The organism is Streptomyces paromomycinus (assembly GCF_003865155.1).
In the GTDB taxonomy this organism is placed as follows: Bacteria; Actinomycetota; Actinomycetes; order Streptomycetales; family Streptomycetaceae; genus Streptomyces; species Streptomyces chrestomyceticus.
Map to the genome: position 1 here is coordinate 7007922 of NZ_BHZD01000001.1, position 22573 is coordinate 7030494.

Here is a 22573-nt window from a genome sequence, read left to right on the forward strand (position 1 = left end):
ACGGTACGCCGGAACGATGGCCTCATGAACGAACACCGAGGAATCCTCGACCGCCCCGTCCACCTGCTCGACCCCTTCGCCGGGGACATCGACCCCGCCCCCAAGGAAGGCTGCGCCCGCTGCGTCGCGGAGGGGGAGCGTCGTACCGGGGCGCGGGCCGCGGGGCTCGTCTTTGTGGCTGTGGAAGCGAGTCGCGAGATCCGGCGGCACCCGCGCCACTGGCCCGTGATGAGCGGCAACCCGCAGGACGACAGCGACAGCGGCAACAAGCACGGTGGCGGCGGCTCCGACGAGGGCGGCAACACGAACGACGGCCAGGGTCCGGCGGAGGGCCGGTGACCGTGCACGACGGCATGGCGGCGGGCCCGGAAAGGCTCGCCGCTGTACTCATGGAAAAGGGCACGCTGACGAGTGACTGGCTGCCCGCGTACGAGGCCGTACCGCGTCATCTGTTCGTGCCCGAACTGATCTGGCCCGGTCATGGCGGCATGAACAGGCAGGACGACCGAGTGGTCCGCGACGACGACCCCGATACGTGGTGGGCGGCCGTTCACCGGGATGCGCCGATCACGACGCAGTGGGACGACGGGGCGTACACCGGGGCCGGAAAGGGCAAGGTTCCGTCCAGCTCCAGTTCCATGCCGACGATGGTCTTCTCGATGCTGGACGCGTTGAGCGTCGAAAAGGGTCACCGGGTGTTGGAGATCGGCACCGGTACGGGCTGGAACGCGGCTCTGCTGTCGCACCGGGCCGGGGCGGAGAACGTCGTGACCGTGGAGGTGGACGAAGGCAGCGCCCGGGACGCGCGGCGGCGCCTGAAGGCGGCGGGGTTCGAGCCGGTCACGGTGGTCGGGGACGGGGCCGAGGGGTGCGTGGGGAGCGGCCCGTACGACCGGGTGATCGCCACATGTTCCGTCGGCAGTGTGCCCCGCCCGTGGGTCGCGCAGACGAGGTCGGGCGGCGTCATCGTCGCTCCCTGGGGGCCGGTTTACGGTGGCGAGGCGGTGGTCCGCCTCACGGTCTTCGGGGACGGTACGGCGGCGGGCCGTTTCGTGGGGTCGTCGGCGTTCATGCGGCTCCGCGCCCAACGCGTCGGACGTCAACACGTACGGGAATATCTCGGGGGCCGCGCGTGGCCGGCGGACGGAGTGCGCAGTACGACTTCTCTTTCCCCGGAGGAAGTCGGGGACTGGCATGTCATGTTCGCCATCGGAGTGCAGGTCCCGGACGCCTTGCCGTGGACGGAGCCGTACGCGGACGGTTCCTGCACGCTGTGGCTCCGGGACACGGCGGTCACGTCTTGGGCGACGGTCGACCACGTACCGGGGCGCCGGGAGTTCGAGGTGTACCAGTACGGGCCCCGGAAGCTGTGGGACGAGGTGGTTGTCGCGTACCGCTGGTGGGAGCGGCAGGGGCGGCCGGGATTCGAGCGCTTCGGGCTGACCGTGGGCGGTGCCGGTGACGGCGAGGGCGAGCGGGTGTGGCTGGATTCGCCGGAGAGGCCGGTGCCCGGCTGACCGCGTACGGACAGCGGGCAGCCGACCATGGGCGCGACGTGCGCGAACGGCCCCGTCGCGCCCCTTACGGAACCATCGGCTCCCCCTGCCAGAAGCGGAACAGCTGCTGGCCGAAGTACGTGTCCCAGTTGGTGATGCCGAGAGCGCGCAGGATGGCGTCCACCGCGTCGAAGAAGACGGCGTTGACGCCGGGGATCCACAGCAGGCCGAAGACGGCGATCAGGCCGAACGGGGCGATGGGCTCCACCTGGCGGCGGATCTTGTACGAGAGCCAGGGTTCGATGACGCCGTAGCCGTCCAGGCCGGGGACCGGGACGAAGTTGAGGATGGCGGCCGTGACCTGGAGGAGGGCCAGGAAGGCGAGGGCGAAGCGGAACTGCTGGGGGACGCCGTCCATGGCGCCCAGCCAGAAGGGGGCCGAGACGACGGCCGCGAAGAGGATGTTCGTGAGGGGACCGGCCGCCGAGATCAGGCTGTGCCGCCAGCGGCCGCGGATACGGCCGCGTTCGATGAAGACCGCGCCGCCCGGCAGGCCGATGCCGCCCATGATCACGAAGATCACCGGCAGCACGATGCTGAGCAGCGCGTGGGTGTACTTGAGGGGGTTGAGGGTGAGATACCCCTTGGCGCCGATGGAGATGTCACCGCTGTGCAGCGCGGTGCGGGCGTGCGCGTACTCGTGCAGGCAGAGGGAGACGATCCAGCCGGAGACCACGAAGAGGAAGACGGCGAAGCCGGGGCTCGCGGCGAGGCGTCCCGTCCAGACGGCCCATCCCGACACCGCCATGACGGCGACGAGCGCGAGGAAGACCGGGCTGACGCGGCGGTCGGCGCGCTGGGCTGATGTGGTCATGGTGTGGTGCTCCTGGGTGGTGCCGTGGGGTTGGGTGTGGGGTGGGAGTGCGGGGGTGTGGGGGTGCGGGGGCGTTGTCGGTGTCGGGGCGCGGTGCTGTTGCGGGGCAGCCACGACCGTATCTGCGGACGGGGCGGCCGTGCACGGAAAACGACGGGCGGCGGGCGGGAGGTTCCGGGCAGTCTGGGCCCATGACGGATACGGGCGCGGGCCGGACGGTACGGGTGTTCCACCGCGACTGGGAGATGGAGTGCTGCGGCACGCCGTTCTCGGTGGGGGACGAGGTCGCGTGGCCGCTGGTCTTCGAGAGTGTCGCGGAGGCGGACGTGGCGGTCTGGGCGGACTGCCTGGACGAGCGGGGGCTGCTGCGGACGGTCACGTTGCACGGCGGCGCGGCGGACAAGAGGTCCGGCGCGTCCAGGATCGCGGGGCGGGTCCGGTCCATCCAGGTGGTGGTCGTGGGGTATCGGGGGGCCGATCCGGTGCCGGGGGAACGGTGGCTGCGGCCGGTCGAGCGTTGTCCGAAGTGGTTCGCGGATCCGGTCGGGGAGGACGGGGGCGGCGCGGGTACGGGCACTGGTACGGACCTGGCCGCCGGGAAGGGCGGGGCCCGGCGGGAGCGGCGGGGTCGCCGCCGCGTCGAGTGCGGTGTCCTCGTCGAGGTGGACGTGGCGGGCGCGGAGCGTGGCGCGTGAAGCCGCCGCCCGTGCAGGACAATGGGGCGGTGCGCTACGGAATCCTCGGTACGGCCCAGGCTCACCGGAGCGACGGTACGCCCGTCGCGCTCGGTGGCTCGCGGCTGCGCGCACTGCTCACGGCGCTCGCGCTGCGGCCCGGCCGGGCGCTCGCCGCCGACCTGCTGATCGCGGACGTGTGGGGGCCGGAGCCGCCCGCCGACGCGACCGGCGCGTTGCAGGCCCTGATCGCGCGGCTGCGCCGGTCCGTGGGACGGGGCGCGATCGACTCCGTACCCGGCGGGTACCGGCTGTCTGCCGATCCGTCCGACGTGGACCTGCACCGTTTCGAGGAGCTGGCCGCCGAGGGGGCGCAGGCCCTGGCCGACGCCGACCCGGTCAAGGCCGCCGCGCTGCTCGACGACGCCCTCGCGCTCTGGCGCGGCCCGGCGCTGGCCGACCTCCCGGAGGCGGCGGGTGAGGCGGCCCGCGCCGAGCGCGGTCACCTGGACGCCCGCCGTGCCCGGCTCGCCGCGGAGGTCGCCCTCGGGCGTCCCGGCCAGGCCTTGCCCGCGCTGGCGGCCCTGTGCGCGGACCATCCGCTGGACGAGCCGCTCCAGGCCCTGCGTCTGCGCGCCCTGCGGGCCGCGGGCCGCACGGCGGAGGCGCTCGACGCGTACGCCTCGGTGCGGGCTGCCATCGTCGATCGGCTGGGTGTCGAGCCCGGCCTCGAACTGCGCACCCTGCATGGGGAGTTGCTGCGGGTGGAGGGAAGCTCCGGGGACCGGCCGGAGGCGGCGGAAGCGGTGGCGCCGCCTGCGGGGCCCGGTGGTGGACGGTCCGGCCGGCGGGGTGCGGAGACGGCTGTGAGCCCGTCGGCGGGGGCCGGTGCCCGTAACGGGTCCGGTGCCCGGCCGGGCAACCTGCGGTCGCGGCCGACCTCCTTCGTGGGCCGGGAGGACGACCTGGCCGCGATCCGCGCCGACCTGGCCGCGCACCGCCTGGTGACCCTGCTGGGCCCCGGCGGTGCCGGCAAGACGCGGCTCTCGCAGGAGAGCGCCGAGACGGCTGCGGCCGCGGCGCCGGACGCCTGGGCGGACGGGGTGTGGTTCGCGGAGCTGGCGCCCGTGGACGACCCGCAGACCGTTCCGGAAGCGGTGCTCACCGCTCTCGGGGCGCGCGAGACCGTGCTGCGCGGCACCACCGCCGAGGAACTGCGCGCCGCCTCCGACCGGTCGGCGCGCGACCCGATGGCCCAGCTCGCCGAGTTCTGCGAGAACCGGCGGATGCTGCTGGTCCTCGACAACTGCGAGCACGTGATCGGCGCCGCCGCCGAACTGGCGGACCGGCTGCTGGCCGAGTGCCCCGGCGTGACGCTGCTGGCCACCAGCCGGGAGCCGCTGGCCGTGCCGGGGGAGGCGGTGCGGCCGGTGGAACCGCTGCCCGACCCGGTCGCGCTGCGGCTGCTGGCCGACCGGGGGGCCGCCGCGCGCCCCGGGTTCCGCATCGAGGACGACCCGGTCGCCTGCGCCGAGATCTGCCGGCGCCTCGACGGGCTGCCGCTCGCCATCGAACTGGCCGCCGCCCGGCTGCGGCTGCTCGGACCGCGCCAGCTGGCCGACCGGCTGGACGACCGGTTTCGGCTGCTGACCAGCGGGAGCCGTACCGTACTGCCCAGACAGCAGACGCTGCGCGCGGTGGTGGACTGGTCCTGGGACCTGCTCGACGACGCCGAACGGGCCGTGCTGCGGCGACTGTCGGTCTTCTCCGGCGGCTGCGATCTGGTCGTCGCGGAGGAGGTCTGTGGGGACGGGGTGGAGGGTGCGGACGGCGCGGACGGGGCGGACGGGCGGCGCGGGGCGGACGGGGTGGCGGGCTCCCGGACGCGGGTGGCGCCCCGTGATGTGGCCGTCCTGCTCGGTTCGCTGATCGACAAGTCGCTGGTGGTCGCGGCCCAGGACGGCGACGGGCGGATGCGCTACCGGCTGCTGGAGACCGTCTCGGAGTACGCCGGTGAGCGCCTGGACGAGGCGGGGGAGCGGCCCGCGACCGAACGGCGGCATCTGGTCGCCTACCGCGAACTCGCCCGTAACGCCGACCCGTTGCTGCGCGGCCCCGAGCAGTGCGCCTGGCTGGACCGGCTGGAGCTGGAACACGACAACCTGCGCACCGCGCTGCGCCGGGCCGTCGCCGCCCACGACGAGCACGAAGCCCTGTGCCTCGTGCTCTCGCTCCAGTGGTTCTGGACGCTGCGCGACCACCGCGCCGACGCCCGCGCCTGGTCGGCCGCCGCGGCGGCCCTCGGCCCCGACCCCTTCGCGCTGCCCGTCGAACCGGCGCCCGTCCTGCACGCCCGGCCCATCGACGGGCCGCCGCCGATGGACCCCGAGCAACTGAAGGAGGCGCGCCGCGAGGCCCGGCTGGTCAGGCTGGCCAGCGTCGAGAGCGACATCGAGGTGCTGCGCAAACGGGAGCTGCGGGACGAGCTGGCCGGCATCCTGGCCGCCTACCGCAGCGGCATGCCGCAGACCTGCAAGCTGCCGGGCGTGATGTGGTACTACGCGGTGCTGCTGACGGGCCGGTTCGACGAGCTGGCGCAGATGACGGAGGACGCGGTACGCGCCTGCCGGGAGTACGGCTACGCGTGGGAGCTGGCCTTCGTCCTCCAGCTGCGTTCCAAGATCTTCAACGACCGGCCGGACGGCCTGGCCGAGGCCCGCAGGGACGCCGACGAATCCCTGGAGATCTTCGTCAGGCTCGGGGACGCGTGGGGCGCGGCGGAGGCCATCGCGGGGCGCGGCGAGTCGCGCGAGGGGCGTGGCGAGTACGCGCTCGCCGCCGAGGACTACCGGGCGGCCATCCGCTACGCCGAGGAGCTCGGGGCGCGCAGCCAGGTTCTGCTGCTCCAGACCCGGCTGGGCAGCGTGCTGATCGAGGATGACGACGAAGCGACCGGGGAGCGACTGCTGTACGAGGTGCTGGAGCTGGCGAAGGAGCAGAACAGCGGCCGGGACGCGGTGTCGTTCGCCCATCTGACACTCGCGATGCACCTCACGTTCGCCGGCCGTCTCCAGGAAGCGCGCGGTCACCTGGAGGAGGTGCGCCAGGCGTTCGGCCAGCGCGGACCGGAGATGTTCAAGGGCGTGCTGGCCATGTCCCTGGTCTCCGTGGACATCGAGGAGGGGAAGTACGCCGCCGACATGCTGCCCCGGATCCGGTCGGCCATGGAGCTGTTCCAGGACGAACTGACGCAGATCGTCGCGCCCGACCTGCCGGTGATCCAGCTCCTGACCGGGGCGCGGGCGCTGCTGGGCGTACGGGGCCCGGCGGCCGGCGGCGCGGACGCGGCGCGGCTGATCGGCGCGTACGACGCGCTTCGCTCCCGCTCGCACCGGCCGCAGCGGATCATCCGGAAGAACCGGGCGGCGGCCGAGGCGGAGGCGCGCGCGGCGCTCGGCGACGACGCCGCCTACGACCGGGCGTACGCCGAAGGCGGCGGCCTCTCTCTCGAAGAGGCCACCACCCTCGTCTGACGCGAGCCGGGCGAAGGTGACGCGTCAGGATTCTCAGGTCTTCTTGCGGAACTTGTTCACCGCGAGGGGCGCGAAGACCAGGGTGATGCCGGCGGTCCAGGCCAGGGTGATCAGCACCGGCTGGGCGACCGCGCCCTGGCCGTTCATCAGGGCCCGGGCCGCGTCCGCCAGGTTCGACAGCGGATTGATCTTGGTGAACGCCTCCATCCAGCCCGGCATCGTCGTGGGCGGGGCGAATATGGAGGAGCCGAACTGCAGCGGCATCAGCACCATGAACCCCACGCCCTGCACCGCCTGCGGCGTCTTCATGGTCAGCCCGAGCAGCATGAAGATCCAGGTCAGCGAGGAGCCGAAGAGCAGCGCCAGGGCGACCGCCGCCAGCAGCTCCAGCGGGCCGGTCCGCAGGTCGAAACCGATCAGGAACGCCAGCGACAGCAGGATGACGGTGGAGACCAGCATCCGCCCGGACTCCACGAGCATCTTCGCCGTCAGCACCGAGGAACGGGCGATCGGCATCGTGCGGAAGCGGTCCATCACCCCCTTGTTGAAGTCGTCGTTGACGCCGGAACCGACCGACATGGCGATGTTCAGACCGCCCATCGCCAGCAGGCCGGGGATGATGTAGTTCACGTAAGCGGAACGGTCGCCGCCCAGGCTGCCGCCCATCGCGCCGCCGAAGACGTACACGAACAGCAGCGTGAAGACGATCGGCATCAACAGGGCGTCGAACATCGACTCCGGGTCGTTCTTGATCTGCATCGCGTTGCGGCGCACCAGGGCGCCCGTGTGACGCAGATGGGCCCGCAGGCCGATCCGGCCTTCGTCGGCACCCGGCCGCTGCGGCTTGCCCGGCGCCGCCACCGTCGCGGCACTCATGCCGGAACCTCCTCGAACTGCTTGTCCTGAACGCCCTGCTGGTCCCGCGGCCCGTCCTCGGGGCCGCCGCTGCCGGCCTCCGAGGTCTTCTGGCCGGTGATGGCCAGGAACACCTCGTCCAGGCTGGGCAGATGGGTGTTGATGCCGGAGATCGTGAAGCCCCGCTCGCCGAGCATGCCGACCACGGCGGACAGCTGCTCGTCGCTGACGATCGGCACGTTGACCACACCGTCCTCGTGGTCGGCGGTGGCGCCCGCGATGCCGTCCAGGCCGGCCTGCGCGATGGCGCCGACCATCCGGTCCAGCTCGGCGCCGAGCGCCGGGCGTATCTGGAGCGTGCGGCCGCCGACCTTGGTCTTCAGCTCGTCGACCTTGCCCTCGGCGATGACCCGGCCGCGGTCGATGACCGTCAGCTCATGGGCCAGCTGCTCGGCCTCTTCCATGTACTGGGTGGTGAGCAGGACCGTCGCGCCGTCCCGCACCATGCTGCGGACCTCGTCCCAGACCTCGTTGCGGGTGCGGGGGTCGAGGCCGGTGGTCGGCTCGTCCAGATACAGCACCGCGGGCCGGCCGATCATCGAGGCGGCCAGGTCCAGCCGGCGGCGCATACCGCCGGAGTACTTGGCGGCGGCCCGGCCGGCGGCCTCGGTGAGCGAGAACCGCTCCAGCAGCTCGTCGGCCCGCGCGCGGGCGTCCTTGCGGGAGAGGTCCAGCAGCCGGCCGATCATGTACAGGTTCTCCCGGCCGGAGAGCTTCTCGTCGACCGAGGCGTACTGGCCGGTGAGGCCGATGGTGCGGCGCAGCGCACGCGGCTGGCGCACCACGTCGAAGCCCGCCACGGTCGCCGTGCCGGCGTCCGGGACCAGCAGTGTGGACAGGCAGCGCACCAGCGTCGTCTTGCCCGCGCCGTTCGGCCCGAGCACGCCGAGCACGGTGCCTTCCCGTACGTCGAGATCCACCCCGTCCACGGCCTTCACCTCGCCGAAGTGCTTGACCAGCCCCCGCACTTCGACGGCGTTCCCCGCGCCGTTGGATGTCGTCTTTCGCGTCATGCCCCCCACGATGACAGGCCCCACTGACAAACGACCGACAGCTGACCGACAGGCCAGGTGGGAGCCGTGCGGGGGTCGGAGGCCGGTGCGGGAACCGGTGCGGAGCCGGGGTCGGCGGGCCGGTGGCGGTGAACCGGTGACGGCGGGCCGGTGGCGGTGCCGGGAAGGCGCCGCCACCGGCGTCACGTCAGCGGAAGCTGTGCTCCTTGGCAGGGAACGAGCCGCCGACGACCTCTTCCGCGAAGTCCTTGGCCGCGCCGCCCAGCACCTCGCGCAGGTTCGCGTACTGCTTCACGAAGCGCGGCACATGCCCGCTGGTCAGGCCCGCCATGTCCGTCCAGACCAGGACCTGGGCGTCGCAGCCGATGCCCGCGCCGATGCCCACCGTGGGGATGTGCAGCGAGCGGGTGACCTCGGCGGCCAGCTCGGCCGGTACGGCTTCCAGGACGACGGAGAAGGCCCCCGCGTCCTGGACGGCCTTGGCGTCGCGCAGCAGCTGCTGGGCCGCCTCCTCGCCGCGGCCCTGCACCGGGTAGCCCCCGTACGCGTTGACGGACTGCGGCGTCAGGCCGACATGGGCCATGACCGGGATGCCGGAGGAGACCAGCAGCTCGACCTGGTGGGCGGAACGCTCGCCGCCCTCCAGTTTGACCGCGCCCACACCGGCCTCCTTGACCAGGCGGGTGGCGTTGCGCAGGGCCTGGACCGGGCTCTCCTGGAAGGCGCCGAAGGGCAGGTCGGCGACGATCAGGGCGCGCTTGGTGCCGCGGACGACGGCCGCGGACAGGATCGTGATCTCGTCCATCGTGACCGGCACGGTGGACTCGTACCCGAGGTGGCAGTTGCCCATCGAGTCGCCGACCAGCAGCACCGGGATGCCGGCCTCGTCGAAGACGGACGCGGTCATCGCGTCGTAGGCGGTGAGCATGGGCCACTTCTCGCCGCGCTCCTTGGCGGCGGCGATGTCGCGCACGGTCACGCGCCGCGAGCTCTTTCCTCCGTACAGCGCCTTGCTGCTGTCGGATGCGGGCTTGGCGGCGGCGGGTGCGGACGCGGCGGCGGTTCCGCCGGGCGTGGGCGTCCCGTCCGCGGACGGGTTCCGGGCAGGCGAAAGCTGCGTCATGGCGACGGCTCCTGTTCGTCATCTCGAAGCGCCCTGACGGCGTCTCCGGACTCCCTTCCATGCTGGCACGTGCCGCGGGGGGAGTGGAAGGGGTGGCGGAGGAGCGTCGAAGGGGTGCCACGGAGCCCCGGCGATACGGAACGGGCCCGTATCGGAATCGGCGTAGGGTGGTGGCCATGGCCAGCTCACCGACCTCCGGCATAGCCGACGCGCCCCGGCACGTACCCGAACACATCCACCGTCGTCGCTGGGTGATCCTGTCCGTCCTGATGCTCAGCCTGCTGATCGTGGTGCTGGACAACTCGATCCTCAACGTGGCGATGAAGACGATCGCCACCCCGGCCCCCACCGGCCTCGGCGCCACCCAGAGCCAGCTGGAGTGGGCGATCAACTCCTACACGCTGGTCTTCGCGGGGCTGCTGTTCACCTCCGGCCTGCTCGGTGACCGGCTGGGCCGCAAGAGAGTGCTGCTCTTCGGTCTGCTGGTGTTCGGCGCCGGCTCGGTGCTGGCCGCCGTCGCCGCGTCCCCCGGCCAGCTCATCGCCTTCCGGGCCGTGATGGGCCTGGGCGGCGCCTTCGTGATGCCGTCCACCCTCGCCGTCCTGATGAACGTCTTCGAGCGGGACGAGCAGCCCAGGGCGATCGGCATCTGGGCGGGCGGCGTGGGCCTGGCCATCGCGATCGGGCCGATCGCGGGCGGTCTGCTGCTGGACCACTTCTGGTGGGGTTCGGTCTTCCTGGTGAACGTTCCGATCGTGCTCGTCGCACTGGTCGCGATGATCCTCCTGGTGCCCGACTCCAAGGACCCCCGGCCGGGCAAGCTGGACCCGGTCGGCGTGCTGCTCTCGGTCGTCGGCCTGGTGCTGCTGGTGTACGGGATCATCAAGGGCGGCCAGCTCGCCGACTTCACCGATCCGCAGGTGCTGGGCACGGTCCTGGGCGGACTGCTCGTCCTGGTCGGTTTCGTGCTGTACGAGAAGCGCATCGATCACCCGTCGATCGATGTCAATCTCTTCCGCAAACCGGCCTTCTCCGCCGCCGTCGGCGCCATCGCGCTGGTCTTCTTCGCGCTGATGGGCGTCACGTTCTTCATCGTCTTCTACGTCCAGAGCGTGCGCGGCTTCACCCCGCTCCAGGCGGGCCTGCTGATCCTGCCGCTGGCCGTCTCCCAGATGATCTTCTCGCCGCGGGCCCGGCACGTCGTCGACCGCTTCGGCTCGCGCGTCGTCTGCACGGCCGGGATGCTGCTGGTCGCCGTCAGCATGTCCGGCTTCCTGCTGCTGGACGCGGACACCCCGATCTGGGTGCTGGAGGTGCTCTTCTTCGTCCAGGGCACCGGCACGGCGCACATCATGCCGCCGGTCACGGTATCGATCATGCAGGCGCTGCCGCGCGAGAAGGCGGGTTCCGGATCGGCGCTCAACAACACGTTCCGGCAGGTCGGCGGCACGCTCGGCGTCGCCGTACTGGGCTCGCTGCTGTCCACGGTCTACCGCGACGGCATCGACGGGACGCTGCGGGCCGTCCCCGGCCTGTCGGACGGCGCCCGGCACGCGGCGGGCGAGTCCATCGAGGCGACGCTCGGCCTGGCCCGGCACCTGGGCCCGGCGGGCAAGGCGCTGACCGACGAGGCGAACACCGCGTTCATCCACGCCATGCACGTCACCGCGCTCGGCTCCGCCGCCGTCGCCATCGTCGGCGCCGTGGTGGTCGGGGCCTTCCTGCCCGGCAGGATGGGGAACGGCACGCGCGGTACGGACCGGGCGGAGCGGGCAAAGGCGGGAGCACGGGCATGAGCGGGACGGCGGCGACGGACGCGAGGGGGACGCACGCGGCGGGGGCGGACACGGCGGCGACGGACACGACGGGCCGGGCGGACGGCCCGCCGCCCGCCGCGGCCGCCCCGGACCCCCGCCGCGGGCGCCCCCGCAGTCCCGCCGCCGACACTGCGATCATCGAAGCCGTACTGCGCATGATCGAGGACGGTGTCTCCATCGGGGAACTGTCGATGGAGCGCATCGCCCGCGAGGCGGGGGTCGGCAAGGCCACCGTCTACCGGCGCTGGCCGGGCAAGAGCGCCCTGATGCTGGACGTGATGCGCTCGCTGGACACGGACATCCCGCCGCCGGCCGGGGTGTCCGTACGCGACGACCTCGTGGGCATCATCGAGTTCCTGCGCATCCGCGGCCTGGCCAAGCGCAACTCGGCACTGCTGCGCACCGTCGTCACGCACGTCAAGGCGCAGCCCGCGCTCTGGCGGGAGTACCACGAGACGGTGGTGCAGGCCCGCCGCGAGGTGCTGCTGTCCGTGCTGCGGCGCGGCAGGGAGTGCGGTGAGGTGCGTACGGACCGGGACATCGACCTGCTCGCCGACCTCTTCGTCGGGCCGGTGCTGTCCCGGGCCGTGCTGCACGAGTGGGCGGACCTGCCGGAGGGGCTGGCCGAGGAGATCGTCGACACGGTGCTGGAGGGCGTCCGGCCGCGGGTCTGACGGGACGGGGGGCCGCCGGACGCCTGGTTCGGGTGCACGCCCGGGCGCCCGCCCGTGGCCCGGCGTCGGAGAGGTCCGGTCGTCAACCGGCGGAGGACCGTGCCCCATCGAGCGACAAGCAGTCGCAAAAGGCACATCACCTGACCGCTCCATGACGGGACTATGCCCGTTCTGTCACAGCCCCCGCCGCAGCCTCTGTAGCAGGAACCCCGAGCCGTCAGCGCGCCGTCTCCACTTCTAAGAAAACGCATTACGGGCCATCGCCTAGGGTCGGAGATCACAGGTGGGGCGTACGGAGCAAGGCAGTGAGGGCAGCGGCATGGCGCAGGCATACATGACGGAGTCGGGGCAGGGCCAAGACCCTGAGCGGGCCGCCTCCGGAGCGCGGCGCCTGCGCGACTGGTGGCGCCCGGAGGGCATGTGGCGGCGGGGCATCGTGCTGGCGGTGCTGGCGGTCCTGCTCGGGCTGCTGATGATCGTGCACGCGCACGTCCCCAACACCGTCGGCAACCTCGGCAGTCTGCTGGAGACGTTCCTGCCGTGGCTCGGGCTGCTGGGTGTCCCGGTATTGCTGATCGCCGCCGTGCTGCGGCGTTCCACGACGGCGGTCGTCGCACTGCTGCTGCCCGCCGTCGTCTGGGTCAGCCTCTTCGGCGGGCAGGTCACGGACAAGAAGGGCACCGGCGGCAATCTGACCGTCGCCACCCACAACGTCGACGCCGACAACCCCGACCCGGCGGGCACGGCCAGGGACATCGTGAAGTCCGGCGCGGACGTGGTGGCCCTGGAGGAGCTGACCGGTGACGCGCTGCCCAAGTACAAGGAAGGGCTGGCCAAGACGTATCCGTACCGCACGGTGCAGGGCACGGTCGGACTGTGGAGCAAGCACCCGATCTCCGACGCCGCGCCCGTGAACATCAAGATGGGCTGGACCCGCGCGCTGCGCGCCACCGTCAAGGCGCCCGACGGCCGGCAGGTCGCCTTCTACGTCGCGCACCTGCCGTCGGTACGGGTCAAGCTCAACGCGGGGTTCACCGCCAACCAGCGGGACGACAGCGCGGCCGCCCTCGGCGAGGCGATCTCCAAGGAGAGCATCGGGCAGGTCATCCTGCTCGGCGACCTCAACGGCACCATGAACGACCGTTCGCTGGCCCCGGTCACCTCGCAGATGCGCTCGGCCCAGGGCGCGGCGGGCGACGGCTTCGGCTTCAGCTGGCCGGCCGGCTTCCCGATGGCGCGGATCGACCAGATCATGATGAAGGGGATCGACCCGGTCTCCTCCTGGTCGCTGCCCCGGACCGGCAGTGATCACCTTCCGCTCGCCGCTTCGGTCAAGATCTGACAAAGCCCGGCCGGCCGCGGCGCCCCGGCGGAGCAGGCTCTTCCCGCTCCACCGGGGCGCCGCTGCCGTCCGTCGCCGCTCCTCCGTAACATTCCGTTCTCCCGTCGGAATGAATGGGCTGAGAGACTTTGTTCCGTAGAAGAACTTACGGACATCCAGCCGCGTACGCCGTACGGAACCCCCGGCGCCCCGCGCGCCCGCACGGACCGCTCCGGTACTCCGGTGCCCCAGCGCACCGCAGCACCACCGTGCCCGGGACCGTACGCCCCGTTTTCGAAAGGTCTCTCATGCCCCTGGCGCTGCTCGCGCTGGCCGTCTCCGCCTTCGGCATCGGCACTACTGAGTTCGTGATGATGGGCCTGCTGCCCAATGTCGCGGGCGATCTGGGTACGTCCGTGCCCACGGCCGGCTATCTCGTCTCCGCCTACGCCCTCGGCGTCGTCATCGGCGCTCCGCTGCTGACCGCCCTCGGGTCGCGCATCCCGCGCAAGCGGATGCTCCTGCTGCTGATGGCCGTCTTCACCGTGGGCAACCTGGCCTCGGCGCTGGCGCCCAACTTCGGTCTGCTGATCGCCGGCCGGCTGCTCGCCGGGCTCCCGCACGGCGCGTTCTTCGGAGTCGGCGCGGTGGTCGCCGCCCGGCTGGTCAAGGAGGGCCGGCAGGCCCGCGCGGTGGCCACCATGTTCCTCGGCCTGACCGTCGCCAACATCGTCGGCGTACCCGCCGCGACCCTGCTCGGCCAGCACCTCGGCTGGCGCGCGACCTTCCTGGTCGTGGCCGCCATCGGCCTGGTCGCGATGGCCGCGCTGGCCCGCCTCGTGCCGCACATGCCGCGCGCGGAGCACGGCGGCGTGGCCCACGAGATCCGCGCCATGGGCAACCGGCAGGTCGTCCTCGGCCTGGTCACCGCGGTCTTCGGCTTCGCCGGCGTGTTCGCCGTCTACAGCTACCTCGCCTCGATGATGACCGAGGTCTCCGGCTTCGCCGAGGGGTCCGTCCCGCTGGTCCTGGCGCTCTTCGGCGCAGGTATGACGCTGGGTGCCCTGGCCGCGGGCCCGCTGACCGACCGCGCGCTGCGGCCCACGCTGTACGGGGCGCTCGGCGCTCTCGCCGTGACCCTCGTGGTCTTCACCTACGCGGTGCACGTCAAGTGGGCGGCCCTGGTCTGCGTCGTCGTCCTGGGCGCGGTCGGCTTCATGACCACCACGCCGCTGCAGATGCTGGTCATGAAGAAGGCCCAGCACGCGCCGACCCTGGCCTCGGCCTCCAACCACTCGGCGTTCAACCTGGCCAACGCGGGCGGCGCCTGGGTCGGCGGCGTGGCCATCGCGGCGGGCTGGGGCTGGACCTCCCCGGCGCTGGTCGGCGCGGTGCTGGCCGTCATCGGCCTGGGCATCGCGGTGACCGCCGGACTGCTCGACCGCGGCGGCCCCGGCTCCTCGCGCATCGTCGCGAGCAGCGCGGACGCCGACGACGTACCGGCGGAACTGCCGGACCGGGTGAACTGACCCGGCCCCGCCGCACCGTCGCGCGAGCGGCCCCCGACCACGACTGTGGCCGGGGGCCGCTCTTGTTGCGCCCCTCTTGCCGGGCCGCTCTTGTCGGGCCGCTCGCGTTGTTCCGGGTGCGGAGTGTCAGGCGGCGGGGGTTTCGGCGGTGGCGGTCAGAACCGCACGGCCGAGGGTGTGGCCGGACATGGTGAAGCCGAGGACGGCCGGGGTGGCGTCGGCCGGGACGCCGATGGACTCGACGTCGAGGGCGTGCACCACGACGAAGTAACGGTGCGGTCCGTGCCCGGCGGGCGGGGCGGCCCCTATGTAGCGGGCGGCGCGGGCGTCGTTGGGCAGCTGGTAGGCACCCTCGGGCAGGCCCGAGCCGGTGTCGTCGCCGGCGCCTTCGGGCAGCTCGGTGACGGTGGCGGGCAGGTCGGCGACCGCCCAGTGCCAGAACCCGGACCCGGTGGGGGCGTCGGGGTCGTAGACGGTGACGGCGTAGCTCTTGGTGCCTTCCGGGGCGCCGCTCCAGGACAGCTGCGGGGAACGGTCCTTCCCGCCGGGGACGCCGGAGGAGTGCTGCTCGGGCGCCCAGGCGGCGCCGTCGGTGACGGTGGTGCTCGTGACGGTGAAGGAAGCCGCCTCGGGGAGGCGGGCGAAGGGGTCGTTGGCGCGCAACGCGTTGTTCCTTTCGGGCCGTGCTGTGGGTGGTGGTGCGGAGGTGCTGGTGCGAAGGCGGTGGCGAGGGGTGGTGGTCGCTGAAGGGCCGGGGAGGCCGAGGCCGAGGCCGACGTGAGGCCGCGGTACGACCACGCGAGAGCTCTCGTGGCCGCAGCGAGACCACGCGGGAGCCCCGTGACCGCAGCGAGTGCACGCGAGGCCACTCGTGGCCAAGCGAAATCACCCGAGGCCAAGCGCAGTCACGCGAGGCCAAGCGCAGTCACGCCAGGCCACCCGAGGTTCTGCGGTGTCCGCGGTGTTCTCGCGGTGTCGGCGGCTTGGCTCCCCTCGCCCGCCGATGAATCGACCATAGCACCGATAATCGATTATCCAAGGTTTGATCTATGATGAGTCCATGAATCACACGCCCCCCGGCCCGGTCGCGCCGGGCAAGCGGATGCTTTCCGAGCAGGTCTACGCCCACCTGCGGGACGCGATCATGCGCGGAGACCACGCCCCCGGCGACCCCCTCAAGCCGCAGGACCTCGCCAGGGAACTGAGCGTGAGCCTGGCCGTCGTACGCGAGGCGCTCGTGCGCGTGGTCGGCGACGGCCTCGCCGACCGGCTGCCCAACCGCGGTTTCGCCGTCCCGGCCTTCTCCGACCGTCGCTGGCAGGAGATCGCGGAAGCGCGCCGGACCGTCGAACCGGCGGTGCTGCGCCTGTCCGTCGAGCGCGGCGACCTCGACTGGGAGTCCCGCGTACGGGCCGCCCACCACCGTCTGGCCCGTACCCCGGCGTACGTGCCGGAGGAGGGCGAGTACTACAGCGCCGCATGGTCCGAAGCGCACCGGGTCTTCCACCGCACCCTGCTGGAAGGGTGCGGCAACCCCGCCCTGCTGGAGACCTTCGACCGGATGTGGACCGCGAGCGAACTGGCCCGCCGCTGGTCGGCGCACCGCAACCCCGGCCGGAACGGCGCCGAGGAACACCGGCGCCTGGAGGAGGCGGCGCTGGCCCGCGACGCCGACACCGCCGCCGAGGTACTGACCCACCACCTCACCCGGACCGCGGCCGGACTGTCCGGCCGCTTCCACGACGGACAGGACGGACCCACGGCATGACCGCGATGACTGCGATGACTGCTATCACCGCTATGACCGCGTACGAGGCGAGCGCGGGCCGCCGCTGCCACCACGCCGTTTCCCCCCTGCACGTCTGCGGGTACTTCGCGCCGGAGCACCAGGACGAACTCGCGGCGCTCGGGCTGGAACGCGGGCCCATGACCTACTACGCGGGCCGCGCCGCCCCGCTCGGAACGGTCGACGCGGGCACCGTCACGGCGACGTTCTACAACTTCAGTCACGAGCACGTACGGCGGTACATCCCCGCCGCCTGGACGGTCACCACCCCTGAGGCAGTGGTCGCGGCCCGGCAGCGCGGCATGGACAAGGCGCTGCGGCGGCTGCTCGGCGAGGACGCCTGCGCGTCACGGGACATGGCCGAGGCCGCCGGACTGGCGTTGCGCGCCACCGAGGCGTGCCGCCGCGAGGCACGGCCGCTGTACGCCGCCAATGCCGGACTTCCCGTACCCGAGGAGCCGCACCTGGCCCTGTGGCACGCCGCGACGCTGCTGCGCGAGCACCGGGGTGACGGCCACCTCGTCGCCCTGACGATGGCCGGCCTGTCCGGGATCGAGGCGCTGGTGCTGCACAACGCCACCGGTACGGCGCCGACATCGGCGCTCTTCATGCAGACCCGCGGCTGGTCGGCCGAGCAGTGGGCGGCCGCCCGGGACGGGTTGCGCGAGCGCGGCCTGCTGGACGGGGCGGGGGACCTCACGGAGTCGGGCACAGCCCTGCGCGGGGAGGCGGAAGCCCTCACCGACCGCCTGGACGCGGCTCCGTACGACCACCTCGGCCCGGCCGCCACCGCGCGGCTGACCGAGCTGGCCGACGGTTTCGCCAAGGCGCTGAGGGCCGCGGGCGCCTTCCCCGCGCACGCGTTCGGCAAGGGGTGAGGTGCGTGAGCGCGGGGTGAGCGCGAGCGGGGCCGGTCACCGGACGGCCGGCCCCGCTCCCGTACCGCCTACTTCTGGTAGCCGAGGACCGTCATCATCCCGGATTCCGCGTGGTAGACGTTGTGGCAGTGCAGCATCCACAGGCCGGGGTTGTCGGCGTCGAGATCGACGTCCAGCCGGCGGCCCGGCAGCACGATCGCGGTGTCCTTGCGCGGGCCGCCGTCCGGCAGCGCGAAGGTGTGCCCGTGCAGGTGCATCGGGTGCCACATGGTGGTGTTGTTGCGGAACGACAGCCGTACGCGTTCCCCGGCCCGTACCGGATAGCGCTGGTCCGGCGCGTACTTCTTGCCGTTGACGGCCCAGTCGTACTTCGCCATCGAGCCGGTGAGGTCGAACCGGATGGTCCGGTCCGGCTCGCGCGACGCCAGCCGCACCGGCCCGTCGGCCTTCAGCCGGTCGGCCGTCAGCAACCGCCCGTCCAGCTCCTTCGGCCGTACGGACTCCTCGGGCGCCGCCCCGCCGCCGGTGCGCAGCACGGCCAGCGCGGTCCGCTTCTTGCCCTCGGCGAGCGCGGTCAGCGGGAAGACGCCGTCCTTGACCGTGACCACCACGTCGTAGCGCTCGCCCATGCCGAGCAGCAGGGCGTCCGTCGGGGCGTGGGTGACGGGGTAGCCGTCGGTGTGCGTCACCGTCATGGTGTGGCCGCCGAGCGCGACGCGGTACGCGGTGTCGCCGCCTGCGTTGACGAAGCGGATGCGGACCCGGTCGCCGGGCCGCGCGCGGAAGGTCTGCGGATCCTGCGGCGTACGGCCGTTGACCAGGTGATACGGGTAGTCCACGTCGCCCGCGTCGCCGCCCAGCAGCTTGCTGGTGGCGCCCATCAGCATGCGGGAGGGGCCGGTGGGGGACGGCGCCGCGCGGCCGCCCATGGAGTGCGCCCCGTGGTCCATGCCCCCGGAGCCGGAACCGCCGTGGTCCATCCCTCCGTGGTCCATACCCCCGGAATCGGACCCGGACCCGGACCCGGACCCGTGGTCCATCCCGCCCATGCCCTTGCGGAGTTCGGCCAGCACCGCGTCCGGCGTGCTGCCGTCCACCCCGTCGACCCAGTCGTCCAGGACGACCACCCACTCCTTGTCGTACGCGAGGGGCTCCTTCGGGTCCTCGACGATCAGCGGCGCGTACAGGCCGCGGTCCTGCTGCACGCCCGAGTGCGGGTGGAACCAGTACGTACCGGGGTGGCTGACGGCGAAGCGGTACGTGAACGAGCCGCCCGCCCTCACCGGGCGCTGGGTCAGGTCCGGTACGCCGTCCATGTCGTTGCGCAGGGCCAGACCGTGCCAGTGCAGGGAGGTGGCCTCGGGCAGGTGGTTGGCGAGCGTCAGCTCCAGGGTGTCGCCCGCGGTGAGCCGTACTTCCTTGCCGGGCAGGTCGTCCCCGTACGCCCAGCTGCCGACCGTACGGCCGCCCAGGTCGAGTTCGGCGGCGGTGGCGGTGAGCGCGACCTTCCGTACGGGGCCGGAGCCGCGCTTCTTCTCCGCGGCGGCCGCTTCCGGGCCGTCGGGGGAGACGTAACCTTCCGGCGCCGCGGCCGGATCGCCGGCGTGGCCCGAGTGGCCGGCGCCCTTCGTGCCGTCCGTGCCGGAGTCCGGCGAACAGGCGGCTAGCAGGCCGCCGCCGGCGGCCGCGATGCCCGCGCCGAGTACGGCGCGGCGGGTGTGCGTACGCATGGTGGAAAAACACCTCGTGATGGTGGGAAACGGTTGCGGTCGGCGCGCGTGGGCCGGGCCGCGGACGCGCGCAGGCGTCGGCGGCCGGGCCGCGCGTCTACACGCGCAGGACCGAGAGCCGGGCGAGGTGTTTGTGGCGGGGGAGCGGCGGCGGCAGGGGCCGCAGGCCGCGCAGCAGCCGGGCCCGTACGGCGGCCAGGAGGTCGGCGGCCTGCCGGCCCAGCAGCCGTCCCGTACGGACGAGGACGAGTACGCAGAGGGAGAGCACGGCCAGGCAGACCGCGCCGGGGTTCATGGCGTGGTGGTCGTCGGCGATGGAGGAGGAGTACCGCGCTTCCTGCGGCGCCTGAAGCGCGTGGTGCGTTTGCGGTGCGTGGTGCGTCTGTGGTGCATGACGTGCCTGATGTGCCTGATGTGGCTGGTGTGTCTGGTGTGCCGAGGGCATCGGCCCCGAGCCGTGCCCGCCCACCGGGTGCCCCAGCGTGTGCATGCCCACGATGCCGACGATCAGCGCGGCGAACAGCAGCAGACGGCCGCACCACGCGGCTGCCTTCCCCCGGCCTCGCACTTCGTACGGCATGTCGACGGTCCTCCCGGTACCACTGTCCAGCACCCTACCCCTGCGGGGTATGCGGCTCCCGGGTGCCCCGGTCCGTACCCACTTTGCCTATCCTTGACCTTCCGAAGCGCCCCTGGCGTCCCAGCCCGACCTCCAGGATGTCCGTGCAGCCGAGCAAGAGCCGCCGTGCCGCCCCCGTACTCCTCCTGCTCGGTGCGGTGGCGTACACCGCCTGGGTCCTGGAGGTGGTCCTGTCCACCGGCCTCGACCCGGTCCGGACGTACGTCAGTGAACTGGCCGCCGCCGACCAGCCGCTCGGCGGCCTGTTCCGCGCGACGGACCTGCTCGCCGGACTGCTCGTACTGGCGGGCGCGGTCGCCGCGCTGCTCACCCTCCGCCGCCGTCCGTGGGCGACGGCCGGCTGGGCGGCCCTCGCCCTCTTCGGCGCCGCCACCGCCGTCGACTCCCGGCTGCCGCTGAGCTGCGCCCCGACCAGCGACCCTGAGTGCGCGGCCCGCGAGACCGCGGGTCTGGTGCCCGCCACCCACACCGCGCACGCGATCAGCAGCTCGCTGGCCATGGTGGGGGCGCTGGCCGCGCTGGTGCTGCTGACCGTGGCCGCCCGCCGGTACGGCTGGTGGCCGCCGCTCGGCCGCGTCGCGCCGTGGCTGACCCTGGCCGAACTGGCCGCCACCGCCTGGACCCTCTCCTCCATCGCGGCCTTCACCGAAGGCCACGGCAACTGGGCGCTGGGCGTCGGCCAGCGCCTCCAGGTCCTGCTCGTCGCCCTGTACGTCGGGCTGCTCGCGTGGTGTGTCGGGCGAGCGGGCACCACTACGGGGAGGGAAGGGGAACCGGTATGAGCGGGGACGGCGCGCGGCGGAGGCGGAAGAGCACGCGAGACGGCACGAGCGAGATGTTCCCGGACGGACCGGTGCCCGGGCGAGGGCCGGAGCCAGACCCGAGGGTCGGCCTTGGCTCCGGCCCCGGCCACCCCAGCCCCGCCCCCGGCCGCATGCTGCGCGTCGACGGCGTCGTGCTGCACTTGCTGCGCGAGGGCAGCGGCCCGGTGTGCGTGCTCAGCGGCGGGCTGGGCATGAGCTGGTTCGACTGGGACGCGGTCGCGGCCCGCCTCGCCCCGCACCGTACGGTCGTCCGCTTCGACCGGCCCGGCCTGGGGCTGAGCGCGCCCGCCCAGGAGCCGCCCACCGCGACGGGCGAGGCCGCCCGGATCGCGCACGTCCTGGACACGCTCGGGCTGCCCGGCCCGTGCACCGTCGTCGGCCACAGCCTGGCCGCCTTCCACGCCGAGGCGTTCGCCCGGCTGTACCCGGACCGCGCGGCGGGCATCGTGCTGGCCGACGGCAGCGTGGAGGAGGACCCGAGGCCGCTGCTGCCGCGTACCGTCCGTACGGCCTGGGCGGGCGGCCTGGCCTCCGTGCTCTCGGCGGCCGGGGTGCCGCGCGCCCTCGGCCCGGCCGCGCGCCGGCTGACCACCCGCGTCCTGACCGTGCGCGACCACCCGCGTGATCCCTACGAGGCCGAGGCCTACCGCACCAGCCGGGTGCTGCGCGCCTGCGCCCTGGAGAACGCGACGTACGCCTACCAGGCCGCCGAGGTCGCCGCGCTGCGCCCGGACCGTCCGCTGCAGGGTGTGCCGGTGACGGTCCTGGCGGCGTACGACGGCAGCGAGACGCCGCGCGAACTGCGTTGGCTGGAGCGGCAGCGGGCGCTGGCCACGCAACTCGGCGGCACCTTCGCCATCGCCGCCCCGGCCGGGCACCTGGTGATGGCCGACGCGCCGGACGCGGTGGCCACGGCGGTCCTGTCGCTCACCCCTGACCTGGAGGATCCGCAGCGCGGACGCTGATACCGCCGTCCCGACGTCGTGATCGACCGGATCGAGAGCTACGTCGTGAAGTAGCCGGCCGGCCGGACCGGGCCGATGGGGGCGCGGGCGCTCACGGCTTCGCCGTCCGCCGCGCCCGCAGCTCGAAGAACTGCGGTACGGACACGGCGCCGACGAGCGCGTCCCACAGCCGGTCGGCCTCCGCCCCGGTGGGCGTGGGTGCCACCACGGGCCCGAAGAAGCCGCGTTCGCCCCGGCGGGTGGTGAGGACCGTGACGGGCGAGCCCGCGTCCTCGCCGGAGAACTCCTGCGCCTGCTCGCGGGCCCGGGCCACCGGCCGGTCCAGCGCGGCGTCGTGCAGCACGTCGGCATAGGTCGCGGCGCCCGCCTCCGCCAGGCACCGTTCGGCCAGCTCCGGCGACGGGTCGGCGTCGCCGTCGAACACCGCGGCGCCGTACGCGGCATACACCGTGCCGGTCAGGGTGTCCCGGCCGTCGGCGTGCGCGGCCTCGGCCAGCCGCAGCAGGCAGCGGCTCCCGGCAGCGGCCGGGCGGCGCTTGGCGGGCAGCTCGTCCAGGGGCGCCCCGTCGGTCAGGTCGAAGGCGCGGTAGGACAGCGGGATACCCCGGCGCTCGGTGGCGTCCACCAGCCAGCGCGCGGTGCGCCAGGTCCAGGGGCACGCGGAGTCGAAGTAGAACGTCACGGCCGTGACGTCGAAGTGCTTGCTCACGGGTTCTCCTCGGCCGTCGGCGGGCACTCGGGGGCGCGGACCAGGGCCGGTCCGGCGCGGCGGTACGGTCCC

Annotated in this window: 20 protein-coding genes; 12 read left to right on the forward strand and 8 right to left on the reverse strand. The window is 73.1% G+C overall.

Going from position 1 to position 22573, the window contains the following annotated elements:
• Nucleotides 1–24 precede the first annotated feature (24 nt).
• Entirely contained in the window at nt 25–339 is a 315-nt protein-coding gene (locus OEIGOIKO_RS30235; RefSeq protein WP_125056695.1) for a hypothetical protein, read from the forward strand.
• Entirely contained in the window at nt 336–1517 is a 1182-nt protein-coding gene (locus OEIGOIKO_RS30240) for a methyltransferase domain-containing protein (protein ID WP_246177629.1), read from the forward strand. The genes OEIGOIKO_RS30235 and OEIGOIKO_RS30240 overlap by 4 nt, the downstream gene beginning before the upstream one ends.
• Before the next feature lie 64 nt (nt 1518–1581).
• Here the strand turns inward: OEIGOIKO_RS30240 and OEIGOIKO_RS30245 are convergent, their stop codons facing one another.
• Nucleotides 1582–2370 carry a site-2 protease family protein gene (locus tag OEIGOIKO_RS30245; RefSeq protein WP_125056696.1) on the reverse strand — a complete coding sequence of 263 codons (789 nt, stop codon included), beginning with the start codon at nt 2368–2370 and terminating at the stop codon, nt 1582–1584.
• Between the two features lie 191 nt (nt 2371–2561).
• Here OEIGOIKO_RS30245 and OEIGOIKO_RS30250 point away from each other — a divergent pair, with 191 nt between their 5' ends.
• Together OEIGOIKO_RS30250 and OEIGOIKO_RS30255 are read left to right on the forward strand one after the other, a co-directional pair.
• Entirely contained in the window at nt 2562–3065 is a 504-nt protein-coding gene (locus OEIGOIKO_RS30250; protein ID WP_125056697.1) for a DUF6578 domain-containing protein, read from the forward strand.
• Between the two features lie 29 nt (nt 3066–3094).
• Nucleotides 3095–6577 (forward strand): AfsR/SARP family transcriptional regulator, encoded by a 3483-nt coding sequence (locus tag OEIGOIKO_RS30255; RefSeq protein ID WP_125056698.1) that lies wholly within the window; start codon nt 3095–3097, stop codon nt 6575–6577.
• Between the two features lie 33 nt (nt 6578–6610).
• On the opposite strand, the gene OEIGOIKO_RS30260 is transcribed toward OEIGOIKO_RS30255, so the two are convergent.
• The 3 genes from OEIGOIKO_RS30260 to panB all read right to left on the reverse strand — a co-directional run bounded on the left by OEIGOIKO_RS30260 (nt 6611) and on the right by panB (nt 9628).
• Nucleotides 6611–7453 (reverse strand): ABC transporter permease, encoded by an 843-nt coding sequence (locus OEIGOIKO_RS30260; RefSeq protein WP_031004298.1) that lies wholly within the window; start codon nt 7451–7453, stop codon nt 6611–6613.
• A complete protein-coding gene (locus tag OEIGOIKO_RS30265; RefSeq protein WP_125056699.1) occupies nt 7450–8505 on the reverse strand; it encodes an ATP-binding cassette domain-containing protein in 1056 nt (351 codons plus the stop codon). Before OEIGOIKO_RS30265 ends, OEIGOIKO_RS30260 begins: the two co-directional genes overlap by 4 nt.
• Nucleotides 8506–8692: 187 nt before the next feature.
• Nucleotides 8693–9628, reverse strand: a complete 936-nt coding sequence (gene panB / locus OEIGOIKO_RS30270) for a 3-methyl-2-oxobutanoate hydroxymethyltransferase (protein WP_174857241.1) — start codon at nt 9626–9628, stop codon at nt 8693–8695.
• Nucleotides 9629–9804: 176 nt separating this feature from the next.
• Here panB and OEIGOIKO_RS30275 point away from each other — a divergent pair, with 176 nt between their 5' ends.
• From OEIGOIKO_RS30275 to OEIGOIKO_RS30290, 4 genes are all read left to right on the forward strand, one after another.
• Complete coding sequence (locus tag OEIGOIKO_RS30275; RefSeq protein WP_125056700.1) at nt 9805–11424, forward strand: MFS transporter; 1620 nt, start codon at nt 9805–9807, stop codon at nt 11422–11424.
• The gene (locus OEIGOIKO_RS30280) at nt 11421–12119 is read left to right on the forward strand and encodes a TetR/AcrR family transcriptional regulator (RefSeq protein ID WP_246177631.1); all 699 of its coding nucleotides are present in this window, start codon (nt 11421–11423) and stop codon (nt 12117–12119) included. Before OEIGOIKO_RS30275 ends, OEIGOIKO_RS30280 begins: the two co-directional genes overlap by 4 nt.
• A 334-nt stretch (nt 12120–12453) precedes the next feature.
• The gene (locus OEIGOIKO_RS30285) at nt 12454–13461 is read left to right on the forward strand and encodes an endonuclease/exonuclease/phosphatase family protein (protein ID WP_371859032.1); all 1008 of its coding nucleotides are present in this window, start codon (nt 12454–12456) and stop codon (nt 13459–13461) included.
• Between the two features lie 287 nt (nt 13462–13748).
• On the forward strand, nt 13749–14969 hold the full coding sequence (locus tag OEIGOIKO_RS30290; RefSeq protein ID WP_125056702.1) for an MFS transporter: 1221 nt from the start codon (nt 13749–13751) through the stop codon (nt 14967–14969).
• A 126-nt stretch (nt 14970–15095) separates the two neighbouring features.
• On the opposite strand, the gene OEIGOIKO_RS30295 is transcribed toward OEIGOIKO_RS30290, so the two are convergent.
• Nucleotides 15096–15632 (reverse strand): YbhB/YbcL family Raf kinase inhibitor-like protein, encoded by a 537-nt coding sequence (locus OEIGOIKO_RS30295; protein ID WP_125056703.1) that lies wholly within the window; start codon nt 15630–15632, stop codon nt 15096–15098.
• 397 nt (nt 15633–16029) lie between these two features.
• Between OEIGOIKO_RS30295 and OEIGOIKO_RS30300 the strand changes: the two genes are divergently transcribed.
• Nucleotides 16030–16737 (forward strand): GntR family transcriptional regulator, encoded by a 708-nt coding sequence (locus OEIGOIKO_RS30300; protein ID WP_125056704.1) that lies wholly within the window; start codon nt 16030–16032, stop codon nt 16735–16737.
• 32 nt (nt 16738–16769) lie between these two features.
• Entirely contained in the window at nt 16770–17633 is an 864-nt protein-coding gene (locus tag OEIGOIKO_RS30305) for an SCO6745 family protein (RefSeq protein ID WP_125059156.1), read from the forward strand.
• A gap of 68 nt (nt 17634–17701) precedes the next feature.
• On the opposite strand, the gene OEIGOIKO_RS30310 is transcribed toward OEIGOIKO_RS30305, so the two are convergent.
• Both OEIGOIKO_RS30310 and OEIGOIKO_RS30315 read right to left on the reverse strand, forming a co-directional pair.
• Nucleotides 17702–19363 carry a multicopper oxidase family protein gene (locus OEIGOIKO_RS30310; RefSeq protein ID WP_125056705.1) on the reverse strand — a complete coding sequence of 554 codons (1662 nt, stop codon included), beginning with the start codon at nt 19361–19363 and terminating at the stop codon, nt 17702–17704.
• 97 nt (nt 19364–19460) lie between these two features.
• Entirely contained in the window at nt 19461–19943 is a 483-nt protein-coding gene (locus OEIGOIKO_RS30315; RefSeq protein ID WP_125056706.1) for a DUF6153 family protein, read from the reverse strand.
• 137 nt (nt 19944–20080) lie between these two features.
• Between OEIGOIKO_RS30315 and OEIGOIKO_RS30320 the strand changes: the two genes are divergently transcribed.
• Both OEIGOIKO_RS30320 and OEIGOIKO_RS30325 read left to right on the forward strand, forming a co-directional pair.
• Nucleotides 20081–20785, forward strand: coding sequence for a DUF998 domain-containing protein (locus OEIGOIKO_RS30320; RefSeq protein ID WP_125056707.1), 705 nt, complete (start codon nt 20081–20083; stop codon nt 20783–20785).
• Nucleotides 20786–20937: 152 nt separating this feature from the next.
• Entirely contained in the window at nt 20938–21792 is an 855-nt protein-coding gene (locus OEIGOIKO_RS30325) for an alpha/beta fold hydrolase (protein WP_125056708.1), read from the forward strand.
• 91 nt (nt 21793–21883) lie between these two features.
• Here OEIGOIKO_RS30325 and OEIGOIKO_RS30330 read toward each other — a convergent pair whose 3' ends face one another.
• Entirely contained in the window at nt 21884–22501 is a 618-nt protein-coding gene (locus tag OEIGOIKO_RS30330; protein WP_125056709.1) for a mycothiol-dependent nitroreductase Rv2466c family protein, read from the reverse strand.
• Nucleotides 22502–22573 lie beyond the last annotated feature (72 nt).

Excerpts from the sequence above, each read along its gene's own strand:
- OEIGOIKO_RS30280 (WP_246177631.1), top strand. The coding sequence starts at position 11,421 with ATGAGCGGGACGGCGGCGACGGACGCGAGGGGGACGCACGCGGCGGGG.
- OEIGOIKO_RS30310 (WP_125056705.1), bottom strand. The coding sequence starts at position 19,363 with ATGCGTACGCACACCCGCCGCGCCGTACTCGGCGCGGGCATCGCGGCC.
- OEIGOIKO_RS30245 (WP_125056696.1), bottom strand. The coding sequence starts at position 2,370 with ATGACCACATCAGCCCAGCGCGCCGACCGCCGCGTCAGCCCGGTCTTC.
- OEIGOIKO_RS30305 (WP_125059156.1), top strand. The coding sequence starts at position 16,770 with ATGACCGCGTACGAGGCGAGCGCGGGCCGCCGCTGCCACCACGCCGTT.
- OEIGOIKO_RS30250 (WP_125056697.1), top strand. The coding sequence starts at position 2,562 with ATGACGGATACGGGCGCGGGCCGGACGGTACGGGTGTTCCACCGCGAC.
- OEIGOIKO_RS30260 (WP_031004298.1), bottom strand. The coding sequence starts at position 7,453 with ATGAGTGCCGCGACGGTGGCGGCGCCGGGCAAGCCGCAGCGGCCGGGT.
- OEIGOIKO_RS30275 (WP_125056700.1), top strand. The coding sequence starts at position 9,805 with ATGGCCAGCTCACCGACCTCCGGCATAGCCGACGCGCCCCGGCACGTA.
- OEIGOIKO_RS30315 (WP_125056706.1), bottom strand. The coding sequence starts at position 19,943 with ATGCCGTACGAAGTGCGAGGCCGGGGGAAGGCAGCCGCGTGGTGCGGC.
- OEIGOIKO_RS30290 (WP_125056702.1), top strand. The coding sequence starts at position 13,749 with ATGCCCCTGGCGCTGCTCGCGCTGGCCGTCTCCGCCTTCGGCATCGGC.
- OEIGOIKO_RS30325 (WP_125056708.1), top strand. The coding sequence starts at position 20,938 with ATGCTGCGCGTCGACGGCGTCGTGCTGCACTTGCTGCGCGAGGGCAGC.
- OEIGOIKO_RS30265 (WP_125056699.1), bottom strand. The coding sequence starts at position 8,505 with ATGACGCGAAAGACGACATCCAACGGCGCGGGGAACGCCGTCGAAGTG.
- OEIGOIKO_RS30235 (WP_125056695.1), top strand. The coding sequence starts at position 25 with ATGAACGAACACCGAGGAATCCTCGACCGCCCCGTCCACCTGCTCGAC.
- OEIGOIKO_RS30285 (WP_371859032.1), top strand. The coding sequence starts at position 12,454 with ATGACGGAGTCGGGGCAGGGCCAAGACCCTGAGCGGGCCGCCTCCGGA.
- panB (WP_174857241.1), bottom strand. The coding sequence starts at position 9,628 with ATGACGCAGCTTTCGCCTGCCCGGAACCCGTCCGCGGACGGGACGCCC.
- OEIGOIKO_RS30300 (WP_125056704.1), top strand. The coding sequence starts at position 16,030 with ATGAATCACACGCCCCCCGGCCCGGTCGCGCCGGGCAAGCGGATGCTT.
- OEIGOIKO_RS30320 (WP_125056707.1), top strand. The coding sequence starts at position 20,081 with ATGTCCGTGCAGCCGAGCAAGAGCCGCCGTGCCGCCCCCGTACTCCTC.